The organism is Streptomyces sp. NPDC085524, assembly GCF_044541755.1.
In the GTDB taxonomy this organism is placed as follows: Bacteria; Actinomycetota; Actinomycetes; order Streptomycetales; family Streptomycetaceae; genus Streptomyces.
In genome coordinates this window covers 238,563-259,384 of sequence record NZ_JBITTH010000010.1, presented here as the reverse complement: position 1 = coordinate 259,384, position 20,822 = coordinate 238,563, and the positions used below count along the sequence as shown (strand labels likewise).

Here is a 20,822-nt window from a genome sequence, read left to right as displayed (position 1 = left end):
GGGGGACGCAGGACCGATGCGTGTGCGAACAGGAAGCGAGACCGGCGGATGAACGCCCAGACAACCGGGATATCCGAGGAACCCGGCCGACAAGGGGCGGCACGGCGCCGGCTCATACGCGAGCTGCTGCTCGTCGCGGGACTGTTCGCCGTCTACAAGGCGGGCCGGACCCTCTCCACGGGCCGCACCGCGGACGCGTTCCGCAACGCCGGGTGGACCTGGGACGCCGAGCGCGCCCTGCACCTGCCCGGGGAGGGCGCGGTACAGCGCCTGCTGCTGCACGGCGACGCCCTCGTGCACACGGCCAACACCTACTACGCGGCCGTCCACTTCCCGGCGACCGCGCTCTTCCTGGTCTGGCTCTACGTCCGCCGCCCCGGCCACTACCTGTGGGCCCGCCGGGTCCTGGCCGTGGTCACCGGAGCCGCCCTCGTCCTGCACCTCGCCTTTCCGCTGGCGCCCCCGCGGATGCTCGAGGCGGCCCACCTCGTCGACACCGGCCAGGTGTACGGGCCCACCGTCTACGGGGCCGAGCCGGCCGCCGACACGATGGCCAACCAGTTCGCCGCGATGCCCTCCCTGCATTTCGGCTGGGCGCTGATGCTGGCGCTCGGCATGATCGCCGCCACGGCCTCCCGGTGGCGTGCGCTGTGGCTGCTGCACCCTCTGGTGACCCTGCTCGTGGTGGTCGGCACCGCCAACCACTACTGGCTCGACTCCATCGTGGCCGCCGTCCTCCTCGGCGTGGCCCTCCTGCTGGTCCCGAGGCCGCCCCGCCCCCTGCGGACGCCGTCCCCGGCCCGGCTCGCCTCCGCCCCGCCCGCCCAGCGGACCGCATCGGCCCCGGCCCAGGGCCCGGCCCCGGCCTCGACCCCGGTCCCGGGGCCCGCCTCGCCCCAGGCCTCGACCCCGGTCCCGGTCCCGGTCCCGGCATCCGCCCCGGCCCCCGCCTCCGCAGGAGCGCGGCGGTGAACGCCACCGTCCTCGCCGTCGCGCTCTGCCTCGCCTCGGCCGTCACGTACGCGGCCGCGGCGGTCGCCCAGGAGCGGCTCGCCAGGGCCGCCGTCGCGCGCAGCGTCGGGGCCCTCCTCGGCAACGGCGCCTGGTGGTGGTCGGCCGGCCTGAACGCCGCCGCCGCGCTGCTGCACGCCGCCGCCCTGCGGTACGGGCCGCTCACGCTGGTCCAGCCGCTCGGCGCGCTCACCCTCGTGGCCGCCGTCCCGCTGGGCGCGCACGGAGCCGGGCGCCGGGTCGCCGCCACCGAATGGCGCGGCACCCTGGCCACCGTCGCCGGGCTCGGCCTGCTGCTGCTCCCGGCCTCCGGGCCGGCCCCCGACGACACCCTCTCGCTGGCCGAGGCGCTCGCCGTCTCCGGGGCGACGGCCGCCGTGATCCTGCTGCTCACCGCGCGCAAGGACCCCCGTTCCGGGCTCCGGCACGCGACCGCGTCCGGGCTGGCCTCAGCGGCCGCCTCCGCCCTGACCCAGACCGTGGCCGTGGCGGGCGGCCGCGGCGGGGACCTGCTCAGTCTCCGGGTCGTCGCGGTGGCCCTGCTCGTCGTGGTGTTCGCGGTCGGCGGGATGCTGCTGTCGCAGCGGGCCTACCGGGGCGGCCTCGGCGCCCCGCTCGCCGTGGTGAACCTGTCCAACCCCCTCGCCGCGGCCGCCATCGGCATGCTCCTGCTCGGCGAGCGCCTCCAGGGCGGCGCGCTCGGCCTGCTGCTCGCGGTGGCCGGAGCCCTCGCCGCGGCACGCGGGGTGCTCCTGCTGACCCGGACGCCGCCCGCCGTGATGGCCGCTGCCACCGCCTGAGCCGCCCGAGCCGCCCGAGAACCGTTCCTGAGAACCGTTCCGGCCCGCGCCGCGTCCTCCCCGGTGAACACCGAACCACCGAAACGGAGTGACTGGGCATGGGTATCGTCAGCTGGATCGTCCTGGGACTGCTGGCCGGGGGCATAGCCAAGTTCCTGCTGCCCGGCCGGGATCCCGGTGGTCTGATCGTCACCACCCTCATCGGCGTCGCCGGTTCCTTCATCGGCGGCTGGCTCTCGGCGAAGTTCCTCGACAAGCCGATCCAGACCGAGTTCTTCGACCTCGCCACCTGGGGCTCCGCCATCGCGGGCTCCCTGGTCCTGCTCGTCGCCTACCGGCTCCTCTTCGGCAACTCCCGCAGCTGACCCGCGTCCGCCGGCCCGCGCCGGGCGGCCATTACGCTGGCCGCACGGCGCGACGTACGAGCGAGAACGAGCAGCGAGGAACCTTCAGCGACATGAGCGTCACCCCCGTCCCCACGGCCGACATGTACGACGAGCACGGTGAGGCCCTCGGCATCTGTGCCACGCAGTTCCGGCAGCTCGGCGGCCGCCGGCTGTTCGCCGGTCCGGTGCGGACCCTCTCCTGCCACGAGGACAACGCGCTGCTGCGCGAACTCGTCCACGGGCCCGGCGAGGGCGCCGTCCTCGTCGTGGACGGCGGGGGCTCGCTGCGCACCGCCCTCGTGGGCGACCTCATCGCAGGAGCCGCCGAGCGCAACGGCTGGGCGGGCCTGATCATCAACGGCGCCGTCCGCGACAGCGTGGCCCTCGGCGGACTCGACCTCGGCGTCAAGGCACTGGGCACGGTGCCCCGCAAGAGCGGGAAGACGGGCGCCGGCCAGGTCGACGTGCCCGTCACCATCGGCGGCACCACCTTCCGTCCCGGGGACACCGTCCACGCGGACGACGACGGGGTCGTGGTCCTCCCGGCCTGATCCGGGGTTTCCCCGCAGGGGCGAGATCGCGCCACTTCCGCGGCAGCCGCCCTGGCGCCGTCCCTGCGGGCCGGGTTTCACTGCGGGCCCATGAGACGACACAGGATCATGGGCCTGCTCGGCGCGATCGCGCTCGCAGTCGGCACCCCGGCCGCCGCGGGACCCGCGCACGCCGCCACCGGCCACCCCGCCACCGCGTACCCCGCGGCGGCGGCACCCGCGGCCGACCCGCCCGCCGAGTTCGGCACCGACTGGCACGACCCCCTCACCCCCGCCCCGCCGGTCACCCGGCCCGGGACCCGGTCCTGCCGGGTGACCCTCGCGGAGGCGCAGTTCCGCGACTTCACCCCCTACCGCGGCAGTTACGCACCGCCCGCGGACTGCGGCCCCGGCGACTGGGCCAAGGTGGTGCTGCGCCTCGAGGGCAAGGTCAAGGGCCGCCAGTACGACCGCCTGGGCAACGTCACCCTCGGCGGCGTCGAGATCCTGCGCACCTCCACCCCGCAGCCCTCTCCCGACGGCATCAGCTGGTCCGTGGAGAAGGACGTCACCCGCTACCGCGACACCCTGGCCCGCCCGCAGCCCGTCGAGATGCTCATCGGCAACGTCGTCGACGACACCTACACGGGAGTCATCGACGTCAAGGTCACCCTGACCTTCCACGCGGCCGAAGGCCGTACCCCGCCGGCCTCCGGCACCCCCGACCGCGTACTGCCCCTCACCGCCCCGGAGATCACCACCCCGCGCAACACCGAACGCCTCCTCGCCGAGGTGTACGCCACGGGCTCCGGCGGCGGCTGCGAGGAGTACTGGTACATGACCACCCCCGATGCGGCCCCCTACTCCTGCAAGGCCGAGAAGGGCCCCCACCGGGAGGTGCGGATCTCCGTCGACGGGCAACTCGCAGGCATCGCCGCGCCGTTCCCGACCGTATGGACCGGAGGCTGGTCCAACCCCTTCCTCTGGTACGTCACTCCCGGCCCGCGCGCCTTCGACGTCCAGCCGATCGTCTACGACCTCACCCCCTACGCCGCGCTCCTCAACGACGGCCGCCCGCACCGGATCGAGGTGTCCGTGGCCGGGGTGCCGGCCGGGCAGAGCGGCTGGAGCACCCCGGCGAACCTGCTGCTCTGGCAGGACGAGGCCCGCGAGACCGTGTCCGGGGCCCTGACCCGGCAGGAGCAGAGCGAACCGGCCGGCTCCTCGCGCTGGACGCCCGCCGCCCCCGGCGGCGAACACCGTCTGGACACCGACGGCAGCCACCGGCTCACCGTCTCCGGGTACCTGGACACCTCGCACGGCCGGGTCGCCACCACCGTCACCCGCGCGGTGCGGGGCACCTCCGTCCACCGCTGGACCGAGGGCGAGAACCGTGACGCGCTGACCGGGACCTGGACCGACGAGGAGAGCGTGACGCGCGGGCCGACCACCACCCGGACCGTCCGCACCTACACCATGGACGGCGAGACCACCCTGGGCGCCGGGGACCGGCTGCGCACCGTCCTCTCGCTCGGCGACCGCGCCGACACCACCACCCTGCGCGGCGGCCGCAGCATCGACGTCTCCCGCCTCGACGACCGGTACACGGGGGACGCCACCTACACCGCGAACGTCCCGCGCGACCAGCGCCACGCGGTCGCCACCACCTCCGCCCGCTACCGGCTCCACGGGGCCGGGGCGCCCGGCGGCTGCTACGACCGTACGGTCACCACCGTGCAGGGCACGCTCACGGTGGACCGCCGACGCTGCTGACAGCGGAGGGGCCTACGATGACCGGCCATGAGCACTGGTGAGGCCGGCAGACAAATGATCGACGGGCGATTCGAACTCGTCGCACCCCTGGGCAGCGGGGGAATGGGTACGGTGTGGCGCGCCCGCGACATCGCCCTGCACCGCGAGGTCGCACTCAAGGAGGTGCGCCCGCCGGACCCGGCGACCGCCGCAGCCCAACCCGGTCTGGCCGATCAGCTGCGCGAACGGGCCGTCCGCGAGGCCCGTGCCCTCGCCCGCCTCGCCCACCCCCACGTGGTGACGATCCACCACATCGTCGAGCCCCCCGAGGGCGCGGACGGGCATCCGTGGATCGTCATGGAGCTCGTCCGGGGCGGTTCGCTGCACGACAAGCTGGCCTCCGGCCCGCTGCCGCTCGCGGACGTGCTGCGGACCGGCCTCGACGTGCTGTCCGCACTCCGCGCGGCACACGCCGAGGGCATCCTCCACCGTGATGTGAAACCGGCCAACGTGCTGCTGCGGCCCGACGGGTCGGCGGTGCTCACCGACTTCGGCATCGCGGCCCTGCAGGAGTCGACGGGGCTCACCGCGACCGGTGTGCTGATCGGTTCGCCGGAGTACATCGCGCCCGAGCGGGTGCGGGGCGAGGAAGGGCTCGCGGCCTCCGACCTGTGGTCGCTGGGCATGATGCTGTACGTGGCGGCCGAGGGCGTGAATCCGCTGCGCCGGGCCACCAGCCTGGCCACCGTGGTCGCCGTACTGGACGAGCCGATCCCGGCGCCCGTGCGCTCGGGCCCGCTGGCAGCCGTACTGGAACGGCTGCTCGTACGGGACCCGGCCGCGCGGCCCGACGGCGCACAGCTGGAACAACTGCTCCGGGAGGCGAGCACCGCTCTCGCAGCAGGAGCAGGAGCAGGAGCAGGAGCAGGAGCAGGAGCTGTGGCTGCAGCCGCTGCTCCGCTCGCCGCCGCCCCCATGGCCGCGCCCGTCCCCCCGTCCCCCTACGGGCAGTTCGGGCCGTACGGGCAGCCCACCCCGCCGCCGTTCGGCCCGGTCCCCTCCCCCTACGCGGCCCACACCACGCCCCTCACCACGGCGCCGCCGGCCCCGCGCAAGCGCCCGGCCCTGGTCGGCATCGTGGTCGCGGCGGTGGTGGCGGCCGCGGTCATCGGCATCGTCCGGTGGCTGCCGGGCGGGGACGAGGGCGGCGACGACTCCGCGAAGGGCGGCTCCTCGACCCGCCCCACCACCTCCGCGAGCTCCGTCGCCAACCCGCCCGCCACGGCCACCCCCGGAACGAAGACGGGCGGAGGCAAGGCGAGCGCGCCCCAGGGCAGCATGCTCACCCCGCAGAACATCCGGACCGCCCTCGAGGCGTTCAAGCAGCAGACGGGCACCACCACCTTCGTGGACATGACGGTCTACGACGGCTACGTCCTCGCCTCCATCCCCACCGCCCCCGGTGCCGACACCGTCGACTCCTGGCAGTACCGCGACGGCGCGGCCAAGCGCACCGGCCCGGACGGCACGGTCGAGGAGGGCGAGCCCCTGATCGACATGGCCACCGTCAACTGGGACGCCCTGCCGGGCCTGCTGGAGCAGTCCAAGAAGGACCTGAAGGTCCCCAACCCGAGCTCGCGCTACGTCATCGTCGAGCCCTGGATGATGGACCAGGTCCCCTGCATGCGCCCCTACCTCAGCGACGAGTACGGCCGCGGCGGCTACGTGCTCGCCGGGATCGACGGCAAGGTCAAGAAGGTCGTCGCCACCTGACATCGTGTACCCGTACGCATGCACGGTCCGACACGCCGAGGAGCACCACCGACATGCCCAGCTGGCGCACCACCCTCACAGGGGCCGGGATCTCGGGTCCCCGGCTGCGCGACGACTACACGCACGCCGCCCGCCGGGTTCTGCGCCGGGAACCCGCCCCCTACCTGGCGCTGCGCCTGCTCGCAGCACCGCCGCTGGTGCCCTTCCTCGCCGCCGGTCTCGCGTTCATGAACCTCGTCGACGACGTGGCCGAGACCGGCACCCCGAGGGAGCGGGCCGAGGGCCTCGCCGCGCTGACCGACCGGGTGGAGGCGGCGCTGAAGGACGGGGACAGCCCCGACCCCGTCCTGCGCGCCTACGCCGACGCCGTCCACACCCGTGCGCTGCCCGCGCACTGGACAACCCGGTTCCTCGAGGGCGCCGCCACCGCCGAGGCGGGCTTCGACGGCTTCGACGCCGAGGAGGACTTCCAGGCCTACCTCGACGCCTACGCCTGGCCCGGGGTGCTGGTCTTCACCGGACTCCAGTACCAGGGCGGACCCGACGGGGAACAGGCCGCGGGCTGGCGGCGGTTCGTCGACGCGGCCCAGCGCGTCGACTTCCTCGCCGACCTGTGCGGGGACCTCGCGGACGGCCGGCTGTGCATCCCGCGCAGCAGCCTCGCCGAGCACGAGGTGACCCGGGGCGACCTCGAACAGGCCCGCGACACCCCTGCCGTGCGGGCCCTCCTCCTCGCCGAGAGCCGACGCGCCCGGGCCTCCCTCGATGCCACCGACGGCATCCTCGAACTCGCCGAACCGGGGCTGCGTCCGGTCATCGCCACCATGCGGGAACTGATGGGACACCAGCTGACCGCGGTGGAGCGCGCGGGGGTCACCGCCCTGCGCCGGGACGTCGGCTACGGACTGGTGGCACCCCTGCGTACCCTCGCGCGCGCCCGCCGGGGGCTCAGTAGGCCCCGTTGACGTTGTCGATGGAACCGTAGCGGGCGGCCGCGTAGTTGCACGCCGCGGTGATGTTGGCGACCGGGTCGTACGAGTTCAGCGACGTGCCCGGCACGTGGTAGGCCTGGAAGGTCGGGTCGATGACCTGGAGCAGGCCCTTGGACGGGATGCCGTTCTGGGCGTTGATGTCCCAGTTGTTGATGGCGAGCGGGTTGCCCGAGGACTCGCGCATCACGTTGCGGTGAATTCCGTTGTAGGTGCCGGGAATTCCGTGCTTGGCCATCACGGCGAGGGACTCGCGGATCCACCCGTCGAGGTTGTTCGCGTAGGTGGGCGCGGCGGCGGGCTTGAGCGCGGTCCGGGCGGCGGAGCGGCTCGCGCGAACGGCCTCCGGCTGGGCGCCGAGCTTCAGTTTGATGCCGGGCCGGATGATCGACGGATTGTTGCCGATGAGGCTCTTGTTCGCCGCGTAGAGGGTCTTCCAGCCGCCGCTCACGGAATGTTTCGACGCGATCCCGGAAAGCGTGTCGCCGGCCTTCACGGAATAGGTCGCGTCGGCGGCGGCGGGGGTCGCGGCGACGAGGGTGCGGGCGGCGGGAGCGGTGGCCGTCTCCACTGCCCCGGCGGTGGTCGCGCTGATCAGGGGGAGGGTGAGGGCCGCGCCACCGGTGCCGGCGAGCGCCAGCTTGCGGGTGATCTTGTGGTGCTTCGGCCGACGGTGCTTACCCTTTGCGGGCATGGCGGTATTCCTCACGTGGGGGGACGGGAGACCCTGGTGGGTGGACCGGATTCGGCTGGGGACCACCGGGAGTGAGGTGACCGTAGGTGAGTGCGCCGGGCGGCAACAAGACCCGAATTCCGCCGGTAGATCGACTTCCTGCTTTACGTCCGGTAAATGACCTTGGTGGCGTACCGGCGAAATAGCCGATTCCCTTTCCGGGAAAAGGGAATCGGCTGTCCGGGGGAAATGATGTTGGAGGAATCGCCGTGACTCACATCACGGGCCGGGGGCCTCGTGCCCAATCCGGGCAAGTACGGTCCCCATGCGGCTCATTCGGGCGACCGGCCCTTACGTTGCGAATCGCCTGAATCGGGCGTTTTCGGGCGCGGAATTCCTACCGTTCGAGTTCCGCCAGCCGCTCCAGCGCGGCCGTCACCGCCGCCCCGGACGCCGGCAGCAGCGGGAGCCGCACACCGGGCGACGGGATCCGGCCCAGCGCGTGCAGGACGCCCTTGACGACCACCGGATTGGGTTCGGCGAAAGCCGCCGCGGACAGCCGCGCCAGGGCGTGTCCCAGCGGCCGCGCCCGTGCCGCGTCCCCGGCCCGCCAGGCCCCGGCGAGCTCCGCGAACCGGTCCGTCGCCAGGTGGGCGGAGGCGAGGATCCCGCCCGCCGCGCCCATCGCCATCAACGGGGACGCGTACGTGTCGTCCCCCGCCAGTACCGCGAACCCGGCCGGCGGGTCGCCGAGCAGCGCGACCGTGTCCTCGCCGATGCCCCCGCCCGCGTACTTCATCCCCGCCACCCCGGGCAGCGCCCCGAGGGCCCGCAGCGCGGCCGCGTCCAGCGGCTGCCCCGTGCGGTACGGGATGTGATACACGATCAGCGGTACGGGGCTCACCTCGGCCAGCCGCGCGAAGTGCGCCAGCACCCCCGCCGCCGAAGGCCGTACGAACGACGGGACGGTCACCAGCGCCGCCCGCGCCTGCGGCCACCGCGCCAGCCGGGCCAGCGAGGCCTCCGCGGCCCGCGTCCCGCTCGCCCCGGCCCCGACCGTCAGCAGTGCGCCCCGCTCCCGGCAGACCCGGGCGCACACGTCGGTGACGAGGTCGCGCTCCGCCTCGTCGAGGGCCGCGCTCTCCGCGGTGGTGCCCAGCGCCACGATCCCGGTCGCGCCCGCGTCGAGCACCTCGTGGGCGAGGCCTTCCAGGGCCTCGGCGGCCACCTCCCCGGCCGCGTCGAAGGGGGTGATCAGCGGTACGTGGATCCCCCGGAGGGAGTCGGAGAGGGAGTGGATGCGGGCCGTGTCCTGCGCTGTGTCGAGTGCCATGCCGTAGAGCCTGGCCCGGCCGACCCGGCAGATCCAGTTCGCATTTCTTACCTGAAGCGTAAGCTGAGCCGATGCTCGACGTACGACGCCTGCGCCTGCTCCGCGAACTGGCCCGCCGCGGCACCATCGCCGCCGTGGCCGAGGCCCTCGCGTTCAGCCCTTCGGCGGTGTCCCAGCAGCTCGGCGTCCTAGAACGGGAAGCCGGCCTGCCCCTGCTGGAACGCACCGGCCGCCGGGTTCGCCTCACCCCGGCCGGGCAGCACCTGGTCGAGCACGCCGAGGCCGTCCTCGAGCGGCTGGAACAGGCCGAGGCCGACCTCGCCGAGGCCCGCGGCGGCCTGTCCGGCGTCCTGCGGATCGGGGCCTTCCCCACCGCCACCCGGGCCATCGTCCCCGCGGCCCTGACCGCCCTCGCCCGGCGCCACCCGGGGCTGGAGCCCATGGTCTCGGAGACCGACCCGGCGGCCGTGGCGCACGCCCTGCGGGCCGGGGACCTGGACGTGGCCCTCGTCCACGAGTACGACTTCGTCCCCGCCGCCCACGAGCCGGGCCTGGCCACCGAACCCCTGTACGGGGAGACGATGTACCTGGCCACCCCGTCCCCGTCCCCGTCCCCGGCCCCGGCCCCGTCCCCGTCCCCGGCCCCGGCCCCGGCCCCGTCCCCGTCCCCGTCCCCGGCCCCGGCCCCGGCCCCGTCCCCGTCCCCGGCCCCGGCCCCGGCCCCGGGCCTGTCCCCAGCCTCGGCCTCCGGCTTGGCTCCGGCCCCGGCTACGGCCCCTGGCCTGTCCCCGGCCCCCGGCCAGGCTCTGGCTCCGGGCCTGGCCCCGGCCTCCGGAGTCCCTGTCTCGGCCGCCGGAGGCCCGGCCGCGGTGCAGGACGCCGTCCTGCGCGCGCACGCCGACGCCCCGTGGATCACCGCCACGCCCGGCACCCTCTGCCACGCCATGACCCTGCGCGCCTGCCAGGCCGCCGGATTCACCCCCCGCGTCCGCCACCAGGTCGACGAGTTCGCCACCGTGCTCGCCCTGGTCGCGGCCGGCCAGGGCGTGGCCGTCGTCCCGCAGCTCGGCATCACGGCCCCCGCCGATCCGGCCGTACGCCTCACCCGCCTCCTGATGGGGCGCCGCACCCAGCTCGCGTTCCGCAGCGGGGCCGCCGCCCACCCGGCCGTCGCCGCCTTCGGAGCCGCGCTGCGCGCGGCCGTACCGCCGGAACTGGCCGGATCGCACGCCGTGCCGTGACACAACTGCCCTACGGCGCGCCGCCCGTGTACGTTCCGTACCGACGGGAGCCGACGACGGAAGAGCGGGGTAGACGTGACGCATCGCGTACGAGGGGTCATCGCCCGGAGCAAGGACGCACCGGTGGAGACGACGACGGTCCTGGTGCCCGACCCCGGCCCGGGCGAGGCGCTCGTACGGGTCCAGGCCTGCGGGGTCTGCCACACCGACCTGCACTACCGCCAGGGCGGCATCAACGACGAGTTCCCCTTCCTGCTCGGCCACGAGGCCGCGGGGATCGTCGAATCGGTCGGCCCGGACGTCACCTCGGTGGCCCCCGGCGACTTCGTCGTCCTCAACTGGCGTGCCGTGTGCGGCACCTGCCGGGCCTGCAGGCGCGGACGGCCCTGGTACTGCTTCGCCACGCACAACGCCACCCAGCCGATGACCCTGGAGGACGGAACCCCGCTCTCCCCGGCGCTCGGCATCGGCGCCTTCGCCGAGAAGACCCTGGTGGCGGCCGGCCAGTGCACCAAGGTGGATCCGGCCGCCTCGCCCGCCGCCGCCGGACTCCTCGGCTGCGGGGTGATGGCCGGCCTCGGCGCGGCCCTGAACACCGGCAACGTCGGACGCGGGGACTCCGTCGCCGTCATCGGCTGCGGGGGAGTCGGCAACGCGGCCGTGGCCGGAGCCAGGCTGGCCGGCGCCTCGCGGATCATCGCCGTGGACCTCGACGACCGGAAGCTGGAGTGGGCCCGCGGGCTCGGCGCCACGCACACCGTCAACGGCCGCGCGGAGGACGTGGTCGAGGCCATCCGGAAGCTGACCGGAGGCAACGGCGCGGACGTGGTCATCGAGGCCGTCGGCCGCCCCGAGACCTACAACCAGGCCTTCTACGCCCGCGACCTCGCGGGGACCGTGGTCCTGGTCGGCGTGCCGACGCCGGACATGAAGCTCGAACTGCCGCTCCTCGACGTCTTCGGCCGCGGCGGCGCCCTCAAGTCCTCCTGGTACGGGGACTGCCTGCCCGAGCGGGACTTCCCGCTCCTGATCGACCTCTACCTGCAGGGCCGGCTCGACCTCGACGCCTTCGTCTCCGAGACCATCCCGCTCGACGGGGTCGAGGAGGCCTTCGCCCGGATGGAACGCGGCGAGGTGCTCCGCTCGGTGGTCGAGTTCCCGTAGGTCCGGCAGCACCTACACTCGGGCGGAACACCACACCCGTGCCCCGGCCGCGATCCGGCCGGGGCACGGGTCCTCCGCACCTCGTACCCCTGGGGCCCTCCGTGACCGCCGAGCACAGCTACCGCCACCCCGGAACGGTCCTCACCGACCACCGGTTCACCGTCCCGCTGGACCACGCCCGCCCGGACGGGGAGCGGATCGAGCTGTACGCCCGGGAGGTCGTCGCCTCGGACCGGGACCCCGAGACCCTCCCGTGGCTGCTGTACCTGGAGGGCGGTCCCGGCTTCGGCGCCCGCCGGTTCATCGGCCGCCAGGCCTGGCTGGGGCGCGCGCTCGCCGAGTACCGGGTGCTCCTCCTCGACCAGCGCGGCACCGGCCGCTCCACCCCCGCCAACCGGCAGACCCTGCCGCTGCGCGGCACCCCCGCTCAGCAGGCCGAGTACCTCGCCCACTTCCGCGCCGACTCCATCGTGCGCGACGCCGAGGCCATCCGCCCCGGCCTGACCGGCGGCGCACCCTGGACGGTGCTCGGCCAGAGCTTCGGCGGCTTCTGCACGGTCAACTACCTCTCCACCGCGCCCGAGGGCCTCACCGCCGCCCTGATCACGGGCGGGCTGCCGTCGCTGACCGCCACCGCGCGGGAGGTGTACGAGGCCGCGTGCCCGCGCATGGAGCGCAAGAACCTGGCGCACTACGCCCGGTACCCGATGGACGTCGACCGCGCCCGCCGGATCGCCGCCCACCTCACGGAGCGCCCGGCCGAACTCCCCGGCGGCCACCGCCTCACCGCCGAGGCCTTCCAGTCCCTCGGCATCCTCCTCGGCTCCGGCGACGGCAGCCACCAGCTGCACCACCTCCTGGAGGACGCCTTCGTCCCCACTCCGGCCGGCCCCGCCCTCTCCGACGCCTTCCTCGAGGCCGTCCGCGGGCAGCTCTCCTTCGCGGGGCACCCCCTCTACGCGCTGCTGCACGAGGCGATCTACGCCCAGGACCCCTCCGCGCCCACCGCGTGGGCCGCCGACCGGGTGCTCGCGGACCGCCCCCGCTTCGACGCCGCCAAGACCCTCGCCGGCGACGAGCCGCTGCTGTTCACGGGGGAGACCGTCCACCCCTGGCACTTCACCACCGACCCGGCCCTCGTCCCGCTGCGGGAGACCGCCGGACTGCTGGCCGCCCGCACCGGCTGGGAGCCGCTCTACGACCCGGCCCGGCTCGCCGCCAACGAGGTACCGGTGGCCGCCGCCGTCTACCACGACGACCTGTACGTGGACACCGCGGACTCCCTGACCACCGCCCGCGCGATCCGGGGCCTGCGCACCTGGGTCACGGACGAGTTCGAGCACGACGGGGTCCGCGCGGGCGGCCCGCGCGTCCTGGACCGCCTGCTGGCCCTCGTACGCGACGAGGCGTAGGCGCCGCTGAGGGGGCGCCTACGCTCCCGGATGAATCGTTCCAGCAGAAAACGATCACACGAACCCGTACCGCTCCTACGGGAACGCCGCCGGCGACCTCCGCGGGACGCGAGGGCTGCGCCGCGGGTGAGCTCGAGTCCGACGCGACCGCGGTGGTCAGGGAAGCGGCGGCCAACGGCCTGGACTCCGTCACGGGCCGGAGCCTTCCGTCCGGGAGGCGCCGGCCCCGGCGGCGCGTTCGCCTATTGTGCGGCGTATGACCGAACAGCAGGATCAGCAGCCCCCGTTGCCCCCGATGCCCACCGACTGGCAGCGTGCCCTCGCCGTGGTGGCCCACCCCGACGACCTCGAGTACGGCGCCGCCGCCGCGATCGCGGACTGGACGGACGGCGGTCGTGAGGTCGTCTACGTCCTCGCCACGCGCGGCGAGGCGGGCATCGACACCGTCGACCCCGCCGAATGCGCCTCGCTGCGCGAGGCGGAGCAGCGGGCGAGTGCGGCCGTCGTCGGGGTGTCCGAGGTGGAGTTCCTCGACTACCGCGACGGCGTGATCGAGTACGGCCTGGACCTGCGCCGGGACATCGCCGCCGCCATCCGCCGGCACCGTCCCGAGCTGGTCGTCACGATGAACCACCGTGACACCTGGGGCGGTGCCGAGGGCGGCGGCTACTGGAACACCCCCGACCACAAGGCCGTGGGCCGGGCCACCCTGGATGCGGCCGGCGACGCGGGCAACCGCTGGATCTTCCCCGAGCTGCTGACCGAGCAGGGCCTGGAGCCCTGGAACGGGGTGCGGTGGGTCGCGGTGACCGGTACGACCACCCCGACGCACGCGGCCGACGCCGGTCCGGGCATGGAGCGCGCGGTCAAGTCGCTCATGGAGCACAAGGCGTACATCGAGGTGCTGACGGACCAGGACCCCGAGGCGTACGTACGCGGCTTCCTCGGCGGCGTCGCGGAACAGGCGGGTGCCCGGTTCGGCGGCCGCCCGGCGGTGCTGTTCGAGGTCTTCCCCCGTTGACCCGGCACCCCTAGTCTGACGAATCGTCAGGCAGTGAGGGGGGTGCGGCCCGGTGATCGACACCGTCTCGACGGAGATCGCTGAGGGTGAGGAGCGGATCCGGCTGGAAACGGCCGACGGGATCGCGGTCCTCACCCTGTGCCGCCCGGACAAGCTGAACGGCTGGAGCTGGGAGTCCACCCGCCAGCTCGGCCTCCTCGCGGACCGGATCCGCTTCGACCCCTCGGTGCGCGTGGTGCTGCTGCGCGCCGAGGGGCGCGCCTTCTGTGCGGGGATCGACGTGACGGCGCCCGGCGGCGCCATCACGGGGGCCTCGGCCGCCGAACGCACCCGCAACTACTACGAGGGCATCCGCTGGGTCCACGAGCGCTTCGCGGTCCTCGCCCGCCTCCCGCAGCCGGTGGTGGCCGCGGTCCAGGGCTACTGCCTGGGCTTCGGCTTCGAGCTGGCCCTGATGGCGGACATCCGGGTGGCGGCCGAGGACGCGGTCTTCGCGCTGCCGGAGGCCGGGCTGGGCGTGGCCGTGGACGCGGGGGGCGACCTGCGCATCGCCCGCGAGGCGGGTGCCGGGTGGGCCAAGTACCTGGCCCTGACCGGCCGCCGCATCGACGCCGCGACCGCCCTCCGGCTGAACCTGGTCCAGCTGACCGTCCCCGGGGGCGAACTGGAGCCCACCGCCCGGGCCCTGGCGGCGGAGATCGCCGCGAACGCGCCCCTCGCGGTCCAGGGCATCAAGCGCGGCATCGACGCCTACGCCGACGCGGCCCTGCCCGCCGCCCTGGACCGGGTGGCGATGAATGCGGCCCTCACCCTGACCTCGGAGGACATCCGCGAGGGCTACGGAGCCAAGGCGGCCCGCCGCCCGCCGCACTTCACCGGGGGCTGACCCCTCAACCGGCGAACGGGCCCCGCCCCAGCTGTTCGCGCAGCGGGACGACCTCGGGATTGACCACGGCCCGGCGCTGCCAGTTCGCCCCGTCCACCACCAGCGTGTGGCCGGTGACGAAGCGGGCGTAGGGCGAGGCCAGGAAGGTGGCGGCCCAGCCCAGCTCGCGCGGGGCGCCCACCCGCAGCGCGGGCTGCCGGGCGTCCTTGGCGTCGGGGGCGGCCCGCTCCAGGCCGCCGCGGATGTCCGCGGTCATGTCGGCGTGCGGGAACAGCCCGGGGACGAGCCCGTTGATCTGGATGCCGTACGGGCCCCACTCGACGGCGAGGGTCTCCACCAGGTTCTTCACCCCGGCCTTGGCGGCGGCGCTGTGCGCGAATCCCGGGCCGCCGGTCCAGGCGTACGAGGCGCCGATGTTCACGATCGACCCCGGGCTGCCCGCGGCGAGGTGGCGGCGGCCGAACTCGCGGGTCATGAACCAGGTGCCGGTGAGGGTGATGTCGACCACCGCCCGCCAGGCGTTCGGCGACAGGTCCTCGGCGGGGGAAGGGAAGTTGGCGGCCGCGTTGTTGACCAGCACGTCCGGCAGCCCGAAGGCCGCCCCGGCCGCGTCGAAGACCTCCGCGACCCGCTCGGGATCCCGGATGTCGCACACGGCGGCCGTCACCCGGCCCGCGCCGGGTACGGCCGCCAGCTCGTCCTGGGCGGTCTTCAGCTGCTCGATGCGCCGTCCCGCGATCACCAGGTCGGCGCCGAGCCGGGCGAACTCGGCGGCGATGGCCTTCCCGAGCCCGGTGCCGCCGCCGGTCACGAGGACCACCTGCCCGGCGTACGTACCGGGAGGCAGGGCGGCGGCGCCGAGCGGCGGTGGCGCGGGCAGCCCGCGCAGGGGGTTCTCCATGCGCCCATCGATAGCGTGCGGGCGCCGAGATGACCATCCCGCGGACAGGATCAGCCCTGCGGCGCGTACGCCTGCCCGCTCGCGCAGTTCCAGATCACGGCGCTGCCCTCCCGGGTGTTCCGGTCGGTGACGCTGCCTCCGACCCGGTCGTCGTCGGTGGCGGCGAAGGCGCGGGTGAGCGGCACGTCACCCGGGGCGCCGGCCGGGGCAGGGAGCGCGAGCGGAGCCCCCTTGCCGGGCCAGTAGACGGCCTGGAAAGAGCTGGGCCAGCTCTCCTCGAAGGTCGTGGCCGTGCCGACGGCCGCGTTCGTGGTCGGGCTGCTGCCCGAGAGCTCCAGGTGCCGGTGGCCGGCGAGCCGGCCCGGGTCGGTGGGCAGGGCGTCGTACGGCTTCTTCCAGACGGCCGGGGTCAGCTTCGGGTCGTTGCGGTAGTAGTAGTCCTCCAGGCCGACGACCCGGCCGCGGTCGTCGATGTCCCGGCCGACGGTGGCGAAGGCCCGGTGGTAGCCGTTCCACACCTGGAGGCTGTACGGCGGGTAGCCGCCTCCGGCTGGCCAGACCACCGGGAACGTCTTGGTGACCTCGATGTCGTTGTCGGCGTCGAAGTAGGAACCGGTCGCCGTGCCGACGATGTCGCCCCGCTTGTTGATGCCGTTCAGCGAGATGATCCTGGTGCCGGGGATCTCGCCGGCGGGAACCGGCAGCTCCCGCACGACCTTGCCGTTCACCCACTCCTTGGCGACGCCCCGGTCCACGGCGACGACCCGGCCGGAAGCGTTGACGTCGACGTCCGCGGAGGTCCCGTCGGCAGCGGGCGTCGTGAGCGCCTCGGACACCGCGGCGCCCTGCTGGTGGGTGAAGGCGACGCCGGCGTGGTCCGACTCCCGGGTGGCCGTGCCCACCATCAGGCCCGTCGCGCTGACGGCCTTGACGCTGCCCCGGTCGAAGCCGGCGGGCAGCGGGACGGCGTGGACCGCATGTTCGGCGCCGGTCCAGTAGGCGGGCCGGCCGCCGCTCTCGCCGACCGCGAGCCCGCCGGTGCCGAAGCCCAGGACGGTGCCCCCGCTCAGCCCCGGCAGCGAGGGCAGGAGCTGTACGGACGGGGTGCATGCGGCCGTCCCGGCCGCCGTGGCCGGTCCGGCGCCGGTGATCAGTCCCGCGAGGACGACGGCGGCCCCCGCGGCGGCCGTGGCGCTCCTCCTGCTGATGGCGTTCACTGCTGGTATCCCCCTGATGGTGCGTGGTGCGTGTCATATGCCGTACGGCATCTGCCTGTTGATCTACGAAGCCCATGCTGCCCGACGGCGGCGGGTGAACACAGGCCTCCGCCGGAACCGCCGCGCGAAGGGCCGACGTCAACGCGGAGCGGCACCTTCCCCCGGGTGCGCCGATGGGTTCACAGAATGGCAAGCGACCGCTTAGTATGCCCGCGGAGCGTGATTCTCGACGGCGGCTGGAGGCCCCGGATGCAGGCATGGCGCGTACACACCCCCGGCGAACCGCTCGAGGCCATGCGCCTCGAAGAGGTTCCCGAGCCGGTGCCCGGCGAGGGCGAGGTGAGGCTCCGGGTGCTCGCCGCCAACGTCAACTTCCCCGACGCACTCCTCGTCCGCGGCCAGTACCAGATCCGCCCGCCGCTGCCCTTCACCCCCGGCGTCGAGGTCTGCGGCGAGACCGAGGACGGCCGCCGCGTCATCGCCAACCCGAGCCTCCCGCACGGCGGTTTCGCCGAGTACGTCACCGCGCCCGCGCGAGCCCTGCTCCCCGCACCCGACAGCCTCGACGACGCGGAGGCCGCCGCCCTGCACATCGGCTACCAGACCGGCTGGTTCGGCCTGCACCGCCGCGCGCGGATCCAGAGCGGGGAGACCCTGCTCGTGCACGCCGCCGCAGGCGGGGTCGGCAGCGCCGCGGTCCAGCTCGGCAAGGCCGCCGGGGCCACCGTCATCGGGGTCGTCGGCGGCAAGGCCAAGGCCCGCACCGCCGAGGAGCTCGGCTGCGACCTGGTCGTCGACCGGACGACCGAGGACCTCGTCACCCGGGTCAAGGAATTCACCGGCGGCCGCGGCGCCGACGTGGTCTACGACCCGGTCGGCGGCGACGCCTACACCGCCTCCGCCAAATGCGTGGCCTTCGAGGGCCGGATCGTCGTCGTGGGCTTCGCGAGCGGCACCATCCCCACCCCCGCGCTCAACCACGCGCTGGTCAAGAACTACACGATCCTCGGCCTGCACTGGGGGCTCTACGCGGCCAAGGAGCCCGCGGCCATCCTGGCCTGCCACACCGAACTCACCCGGCTCGCCGCCGAGGGGGCCGTCAAACCCCTGGTCAGCGAACGCCTCCCGCTGGCCGCCGCCGCCGACGCCGTGCAGCGCCTCGCCGACGGGACCACCACCGGCCGGCTGGTCGTCGTACCGGCCGCCGCCCCGGCCCGGGACGGAGCGGCCCGATGACCCGCCCGACCGTGACCGCCGGGGAACTGTCCGCCCGCGTACGGGACCTGCTCGCGGACCACCCGCCCGCCACCACCCCCCGCGGCGAGTTCCTCCACGCCCGCTTCGACGCCGGACTCGCCTGGGTCCACTACCCCGAGGGCCTCGGCGGACTCGGCGCGTCCCGCACCCTGCAGGCCGCCGTCGACGCCGAACTGGAGGCCGCGGGAGCCCCCGACAACGACCCGCGCCGGATCGGCATCGGCCTCGGCATGGCCGCCCCGACGATCCTCGCGTACGGCACCGAGGAGCAGAAGCGCCGCTTCCTGCGCCCGCTGTGGGCCGGCGAGGAGGTCTGGTGCCAGCTCTTCAGCGAGCCCGGAGCCGGCTCCGACCTGGCCGCGCTCGCCACCCGCGCCGTCCTCGACGAGGCCACGGGGGAGTGGGTGGTCGACGGGCAGAAGGTGTGGACCTCCAGCGCCCACACCGCCCGCTGGGGCATCCTGATCGCCCGCACCGACCCCGCCCTCCCCAAGCACCAGGGCATCACCTACTTCCTGTGCGACATGCACGCCCCCGGCGTCGAGGTCCGGCCGCTGCGCCAGATCACCGGCGAGGCCGAGTTCAACGAGGTCTTCCTGACCGGCGTCCGCATCCCCGACGCGCACCGCCTCGGCGCCGTGGGCGAAGGCTGGGCCGTCGCCCGCACCACCCTGATGAACGAACGCGTCTCCATCGGCGGCATGCGCATCCCGCGCGAGGGCGGCATGATCGGCCCCGTCGCCGCCACCTGGCGCGAACGCCCCGAACTGCGCACCCACGCCCTCCACCAGCGGCTGCTGGAACTGTGGGTGGAGGCCGAGGTCGCCCGCCTCACCGGCGAGCGGCTGCGCCAGCAGCTCGCCGCGGGACAGCCCGGCCCCGAGGGCTCGGGCATGAAGCTCACCTTCGCCCGGCTCAACCAGGAGATCAGCGGCCTGGAGGTCGAACTCCTCGCCGAGGAGGGCCTGTCGTACGACGACTGGACCATGCGGCGCCCCGAAGGCGTCGACTTCACCGGCCGCGAGGCCGGCTACCGCTACCTGCGCGCCAAGGGCAACAGCATCGAGGGCGGCACCAGCGAAATCCTCCTCAACATCGTCGCCGAACGCGTCCTGGGCCTGCCCCCGGAACCGCGCGACGACAAGGACCTCCCCTGGAAGGACCTGGCCCGATGACCCGCGACCTGCTCTACTCCGAGACGGAGGAGGAGCTCCGCTCCGCCGTACGGTCCCTCCTCGCCGACCGCTGCGACAGCACGACGGTCCTCGCCCGCGCAGAGACCGGCAGGCCGCACGACCCGGCCGTGTGGCAGACCCTCGCCTCCGGCATCGGCGCCGCCGGTCTCCTCGTGCCCGAGAAGCGCGGCGGCCAGGGAGCGTGCCACCGCGAGGCGGCCGTGGTCCTGGAGGAGCTGGGCCGCGCGGTGGCGCCCCTCCCGTACCTGACGAGCTCGGTGCTCGCCACCGAGATCCTGCTCGGCTGCGACACCCCGGAAGCCGCCGGACTCCTGCGGGAGCTGGCCTCGGGCAGCCGGGTCTGCGTGCCGGCCGTGCCGCTGACCCTCGCCCCCGGCGCGTCCCTGCCGGCCGGCGTCCGGGACTCCGGCGGAGGGACCCTGACCGGCACGGTCACCTCCGTCGCGGACGCGGTCGCCGCCGACGTCCTGCTGGTCCTCGCCGACACCGGGCTCCACGCCGTCCCCGCGGGCTCGGCCGAGCTGACCGGGCAGGTCCCGCTGGACCTGACCCGCCCGCTCGCCACCGTCACCCTCGACGGGGCCGCGGGCACCCTGCTCGCCGACCCCGCCACCGCCCGGGCCGCCGTCGCCGGAGCCCTGCTCTCCGGGGCCGGACTGCTGGCCTCCGAACAGGTCGGGATCGCCGAATGGTGCCTGGCCGAAACCGTCGGCCACCTGCGGACCCGGCACCAGTTCAACCGGACCGTCGGCTCCTTCCAGGCCCTCAAGCACCGGCTGGCCCGGCTCTGGCTCGACGTGGCCTCCGCCCGCGCGGCGGCCCGGGCCGCCGCCGACGCCCTGGCGACCGGGTCCCCCGACGCCCCGCTGACGGTGGCCGTCGCCCAGTCCTACTGCTCGGGCGTGGCGGTCCGCGCGGCCGAGGAGTGCGTCCAGCTCCACGGAGGCATCGGCATGACCTGGGAGCACCCGGCCCACCTCTACCTCAAGCGCGCCAAGGCCGACTCACTGGCCCTCGGCACCGCCGGCCACCACCGCGGGCTGGTGGCCGACTTCGCGGAGCTTCCGGCGCCGTAGGGCTACCACACGAGGAGGGCGGGAGCCTCGCCCGGTGACGTTTCCGACGGCCATTCCCGGTACGGGGGCACGCTCCGTTCCGGGCCGGAGAACAGGACCGCTCCACGGCCGCAGGCCGGCCAGGGTGTCGCGCAGCTGCGGCGCCAGGGCAGCGGCGTCCAGCCGCTGGTCGACGGCGTGCCAGGGGTCGCTGCTGTCCGGCTC

Annotated in this window: 19 protein-coding genes; 15 read left to right on the top strand and 4 right to left on the bottom strand. The window is 74.5% G+C overall.

Features of this window, described 5'->3' with window-relative positions:
* Positions 1–48 precede the first annotated feature (48 nt).
* The 7 genes from ACIGFK_RS18090 (at position 49) to ACIGFK_RS18060 (ending at position 7,217) form a co-directional block, all read left to right on the top strand.
* Positions 49–972: a phosphatase PAP2 family protein gene (locus tag ACIGFK_RS18090; RefSeq protein ID WP_400052561.1), complete on the top strand. Its 924-nt coding sequence runs from the start codon at positions 49–51 to the stop codon at positions 970–972.
* On the top strand, positions 969–1,811 hold the full coding sequence (locus ACIGFK_RS18085) for a hypothetical protein (protein ID WP_386467673.1): 843 nt from the start codon (positions 969–971) through the stop codon (positions 1,809–1,811). The genes ACIGFK_RS18090 and ACIGFK_RS18085 overlap by 4 nt, the downstream gene beginning before the upstream one ends.
* A gap of 98 nt (positions 1,812–1,909) precedes the next feature.
* The gene (locus ACIGFK_RS18080; protein ID WP_376659449.1) at positions 1,910–2,176 is read left to right on the top strand and encodes a GlsB/YeaQ/YmgE family stress response membrane protein; all 267 of its coding nucleotides are present in this window, start codon (positions 1,910–1,912) and stop codon (positions 2,174–2,176) included.
* Positions 2,177–2,268: 92 nt separating this feature from the next.
* Positions 2,269–2,748, top strand: a complete 480-nt coding sequence (gene rraA / locus ACIGFK_RS18075; RefSeq protein WP_376659450.1) for a ribonuclease E activity regulator RraA — start codon at positions 2,269–2,271, stop codon at positions 2,746–2,748.
* Positions 2,749–2,838: 90 nt separating this feature from the next.
* Positions 2,839–4,500: a peptide-N4-asparagine amidase gene (locus tag ACIGFK_RS18070; RefSeq protein ID WP_400052558.1), complete on the top strand. Its 1,662-nt coding sequence runs from the start codon at positions 2,839–2,841 to the stop codon at positions 4,498–4,500.
* A 27-nt stretch (positions 4,501–4,527) separates the two neighbouring features.
* The gene (locus tag ACIGFK_RS18065) at positions 4,528–6,252 is read left to right on the top strand and encodes a serine/threonine-protein kinase (RefSeq protein ID WP_400052556.1); all 1,725 of its coding nucleotides are present in this window, start codon (positions 4,528–4,530) and stop codon (positions 6,250–6,252) included.
* A gap of 53 nt (positions 6,253–6,305) precedes the next feature.
* Positions 6,306–7,217, top strand: coding sequence for a squalene/phytoene synthase family protein (locus ACIGFK_RS18060; RefSeq protein WP_376659453.1), 912 nt, complete (start codon positions 6,306–6,308; stop codon positions 7,215–7,217).
* On the opposite strand, the gene ACIGFK_RS18055 is transcribed toward ACIGFK_RS18060, so the two are convergent.
* Both ACIGFK_RS18055 and ACIGFK_RS18050 read right to left on the bottom strand, forming a co-directional pair.
* Positions 7,201–7,935 carry a LysM peptidoglycan-binding domain-containing protein gene (locus tag ACIGFK_RS18055; RefSeq protein ID WP_400052555.1) on the bottom strand — a complete coding sequence of 245 codons (735 nt, stop codon included), beginning with the start codon at positions 7,933–7,935 and terminating at the stop codon, positions 7,201–7,203. The genes ACIGFK_RS18060 and ACIGFK_RS18055 overlap by 17 nt on opposite strands.
* 376 nt (positions 7,936–8,311) lie before the next feature.
* Positions 8,312–9,247, bottom strand: coding sequence for a dihydrodipicolinate synthase family protein (locus tag ACIGFK_RS18050; protein ID WP_400052553.1), 936 nt, complete (start codon positions 9,245–9,247; stop codon positions 8,312–8,314).
* A 71-nt stretch (positions 9,248–9,318) separates the two neighbouring features.
* Between ACIGFK_RS18050 and ACIGFK_RS18045 the strand changes: the two genes are divergently transcribed.
* The 5 genes from ACIGFK_RS18045 (at position 9,319) to ACIGFK_RS18025 (ending at position 14,971) form a co-directional block, all read left to right on the top strand.
* The gene (locus tag ACIGFK_RS18045; RefSeq protein ID WP_400052551.1) at positions 9,319–10,488 is read left to right on the top strand and encodes a LysR family transcriptional regulator; all 1,170 of its coding nucleotides are present in this window, start codon (positions 9,319–9,321) and stop codon (positions 10,486–10,488) included.
* Between the two features lie 75 nt (positions 10,489–10,563).
* Complete coding sequence (locus ACIGFK_RS18040; protein WP_376659457.1) at positions 10,564–11,652, top strand: S-(hydroxymethyl)mycothiol dehydrogenase; 1,089 nt, start codon at positions 10,564–10,566, stop codon at positions 11,650–11,652.
* A gap of 101 nt (positions 11,653–11,753) precedes the next feature.
* Complete coding sequence (locus ACIGFK_RS18035) at positions 11,754–13,064, top strand: alpha/beta fold hydrolase (protein WP_376657086.1); 1,311 nt, start codon at positions 11,754–11,756, stop codon at positions 13,062–13,064.
* Between the two features lie 256 nt (positions 13,065–13,320).
* A complete protein-coding gene (locus tag ACIGFK_RS18030; RefSeq protein WP_376657084.1) occupies positions 13,321–14,085 on the top strand; it encodes a PIG-L deacetylase family protein in 765 nt (254 codons plus the stop codon).
* A 52-nt stretch (positions 14,086–14,137) separates the two neighbouring features.
* The gene (locus ACIGFK_RS18025) at positions 14,138–14,971 is read left to right on the top strand and encodes an enoyl-CoA hydratase/isomerase family protein (protein WP_400052549.1); all 834 of its coding nucleotides are present in this window, start codon (positions 14,138–14,140) and stop codon (positions 14,969–14,971) included.
* Between the two features lie 4 nt (positions 14,972–14,975).
* On the opposite strand, the gene ACIGFK_RS18020 is transcribed toward ACIGFK_RS18025, so the two are convergent.
* Together ACIGFK_RS18020 and ACIGFK_RS18015 are read right to left on the bottom strand one after the other, a co-directional pair.
* A complete protein-coding gene (locus tag ACIGFK_RS18020; RefSeq protein ID WP_400052547.1) occupies positions 14,976–15,872 on the bottom strand; it encodes an SDR family oxidoreductase in 897 nt (298 codons plus the stop codon).
* Positions 15,873–15,922: 50 nt separating this feature from the next.
* Positions 15,923–17,089 carry a hypothetical protein gene (locus ACIGFK_RS18015; RefSeq protein WP_400052545.1) on the bottom strand — a complete coding sequence of 389 codons (1,167 nt, stop codon included), beginning with the start codon at positions 17,087–17,089 and terminating at the stop codon, positions 15,923–15,925.
* A gap of 249 nt (positions 17,090–17,338) precedes the next feature.
* Between ACIGFK_RS18015 and ACIGFK_RS18010 the strand changes: the two genes are divergently transcribed.
* Genes ACIGFK_RS18010 through ACIGFK_RS18000 form a run of 3 tightly spaced genes read left to right on the top strand, consistent with a single transcriptional unit; the run spans position 17,339 to position 20,618 of the window.
* Positions 17,339–18,325: an NADPH:quinone oxidoreductase family protein gene (locus ACIGFK_RS18010; protein WP_376657080.1), complete on the top strand. Its 987-nt coding sequence runs from the start codon at positions 17,339–17,341 to the stop codon at positions 18,323–18,325.
* Entirely contained in the window at positions 18,322–19,521 is a 1,200-nt protein-coding gene (locus ACIGFK_RS18005) for an acyl-CoA dehydrogenase family protein (protein ID WP_376657079.1), read from the top strand. The genes ACIGFK_RS18010 and ACIGFK_RS18005 overlap by 4 nt, the downstream gene beginning before the upstream one ends.
* On the top strand, positions 19,518–20,618 hold the full coding sequence (locus ACIGFK_RS18000) for an acyl-CoA dehydrogenase family protein (protein WP_400052543.1): 1,101 nt from the start codon (positions 19,518–19,520) through the stop codon (positions 20,616–20,618). The genes ACIGFK_RS18005 and ACIGFK_RS18000 overlap by 4 nt, the downstream gene beginning before the upstream one ends.
* Positions 20,619–20,822: the final 204 nt, after the last annotated feature.

Coding starts and splice junctions, on each gene's coding strand:
- ACIGFK_RS18055 (WP_400052555.1), bottom strand. CDS start 7,935: ATGCCCGCAAAGGGTAAGCACCGTCGGCCGAAGCACCACAAGATCACC.
- ACIGFK_RS18030 (WP_376657084.1), top strand. CDS start 13,321: ATGACCGAACAGCAGGATCAGCAGCCCCCGTTGCCCCCGATGCCCACC.
- ACIGFK_RS18045 (WP_400052551.1), top strand. CDS start 9,319: ATGCTCGACGTACGACGCCTGCGCCTGCTCCGCGAACTGGCCCGCCGC.
- ACIGFK_RS18010 (WP_376657080.1), top strand. CDS start 17,339: ATGCAGGCATGGCGCGTACACACCCCCGGCGAACCGCTCGAGGCCATG.
- rraA (WP_376659450.1), top strand. CDS start 2,269: ATGAGCGTCACCCCCGTCCCCACGGCCGACATGTACGACGAGCACGGT.
- ACIGFK_RS18005 (WP_376657079.1), top strand. CDS start 18,322: ATGACCCGCCCGACCGTGACCGCCGGGGAACTGTCCGCCCGCGTACGG.
- ACIGFK_RS18090 (WP_400052561.1), top strand. CDS start 49: ATGAACGCCCAGACAACCGGGATATCCGAGGAACCCGGCCGACAAGGG.
- ACIGFK_RS18020 (WP_400052547.1), bottom strand. CDS start 15,872: ATGGAGAACCCCCTGCGCGGGCTGCCCGCGCCACCGCCGCTCGGCGCC.
- ACIGFK_RS18070 (WP_400052558.1), top strand. CDS start 2,839: ATGAGACGACACAGGATCATGGGCCTGCTCGGCGCGATCGCGCTCGCA.
- ACIGFK_RS18000 (WP_400052543.1), top strand. CDS start 19,518: ATGACCCGCGACCTGCTCTACTCCGAGACGGAGGAGGAGCTCCGCTCC.
- ACIGFK_RS18050 (WP_400052553.1), bottom strand. CDS start 9,247: ATGGCACTCGACACAGCGCAGGACACGGCCCGCATCCACTCCCTCTCC.
- ACIGFK_RS18080 (WP_376659449.1), top strand. CDS start 1,910: ATGGGTATCGTCAGCTGGATCGTCCTGGGACTGCTGGCCGGGGGCATA.
- ACIGFK_RS18060 (WP_376659453.1), top strand. CDS start 6,306: ATGCCCAGCTGGCGCACCACCCTCACAGGGGCCGGGATCTCGGGTCCC.
- ACIGFK_RS18065 (WP_400052556.1), top strand. CDS start 4,528: ATGAGCACTGGTGAGGCCGGCAGACAAATGATCGACGGGCGATTCGAA.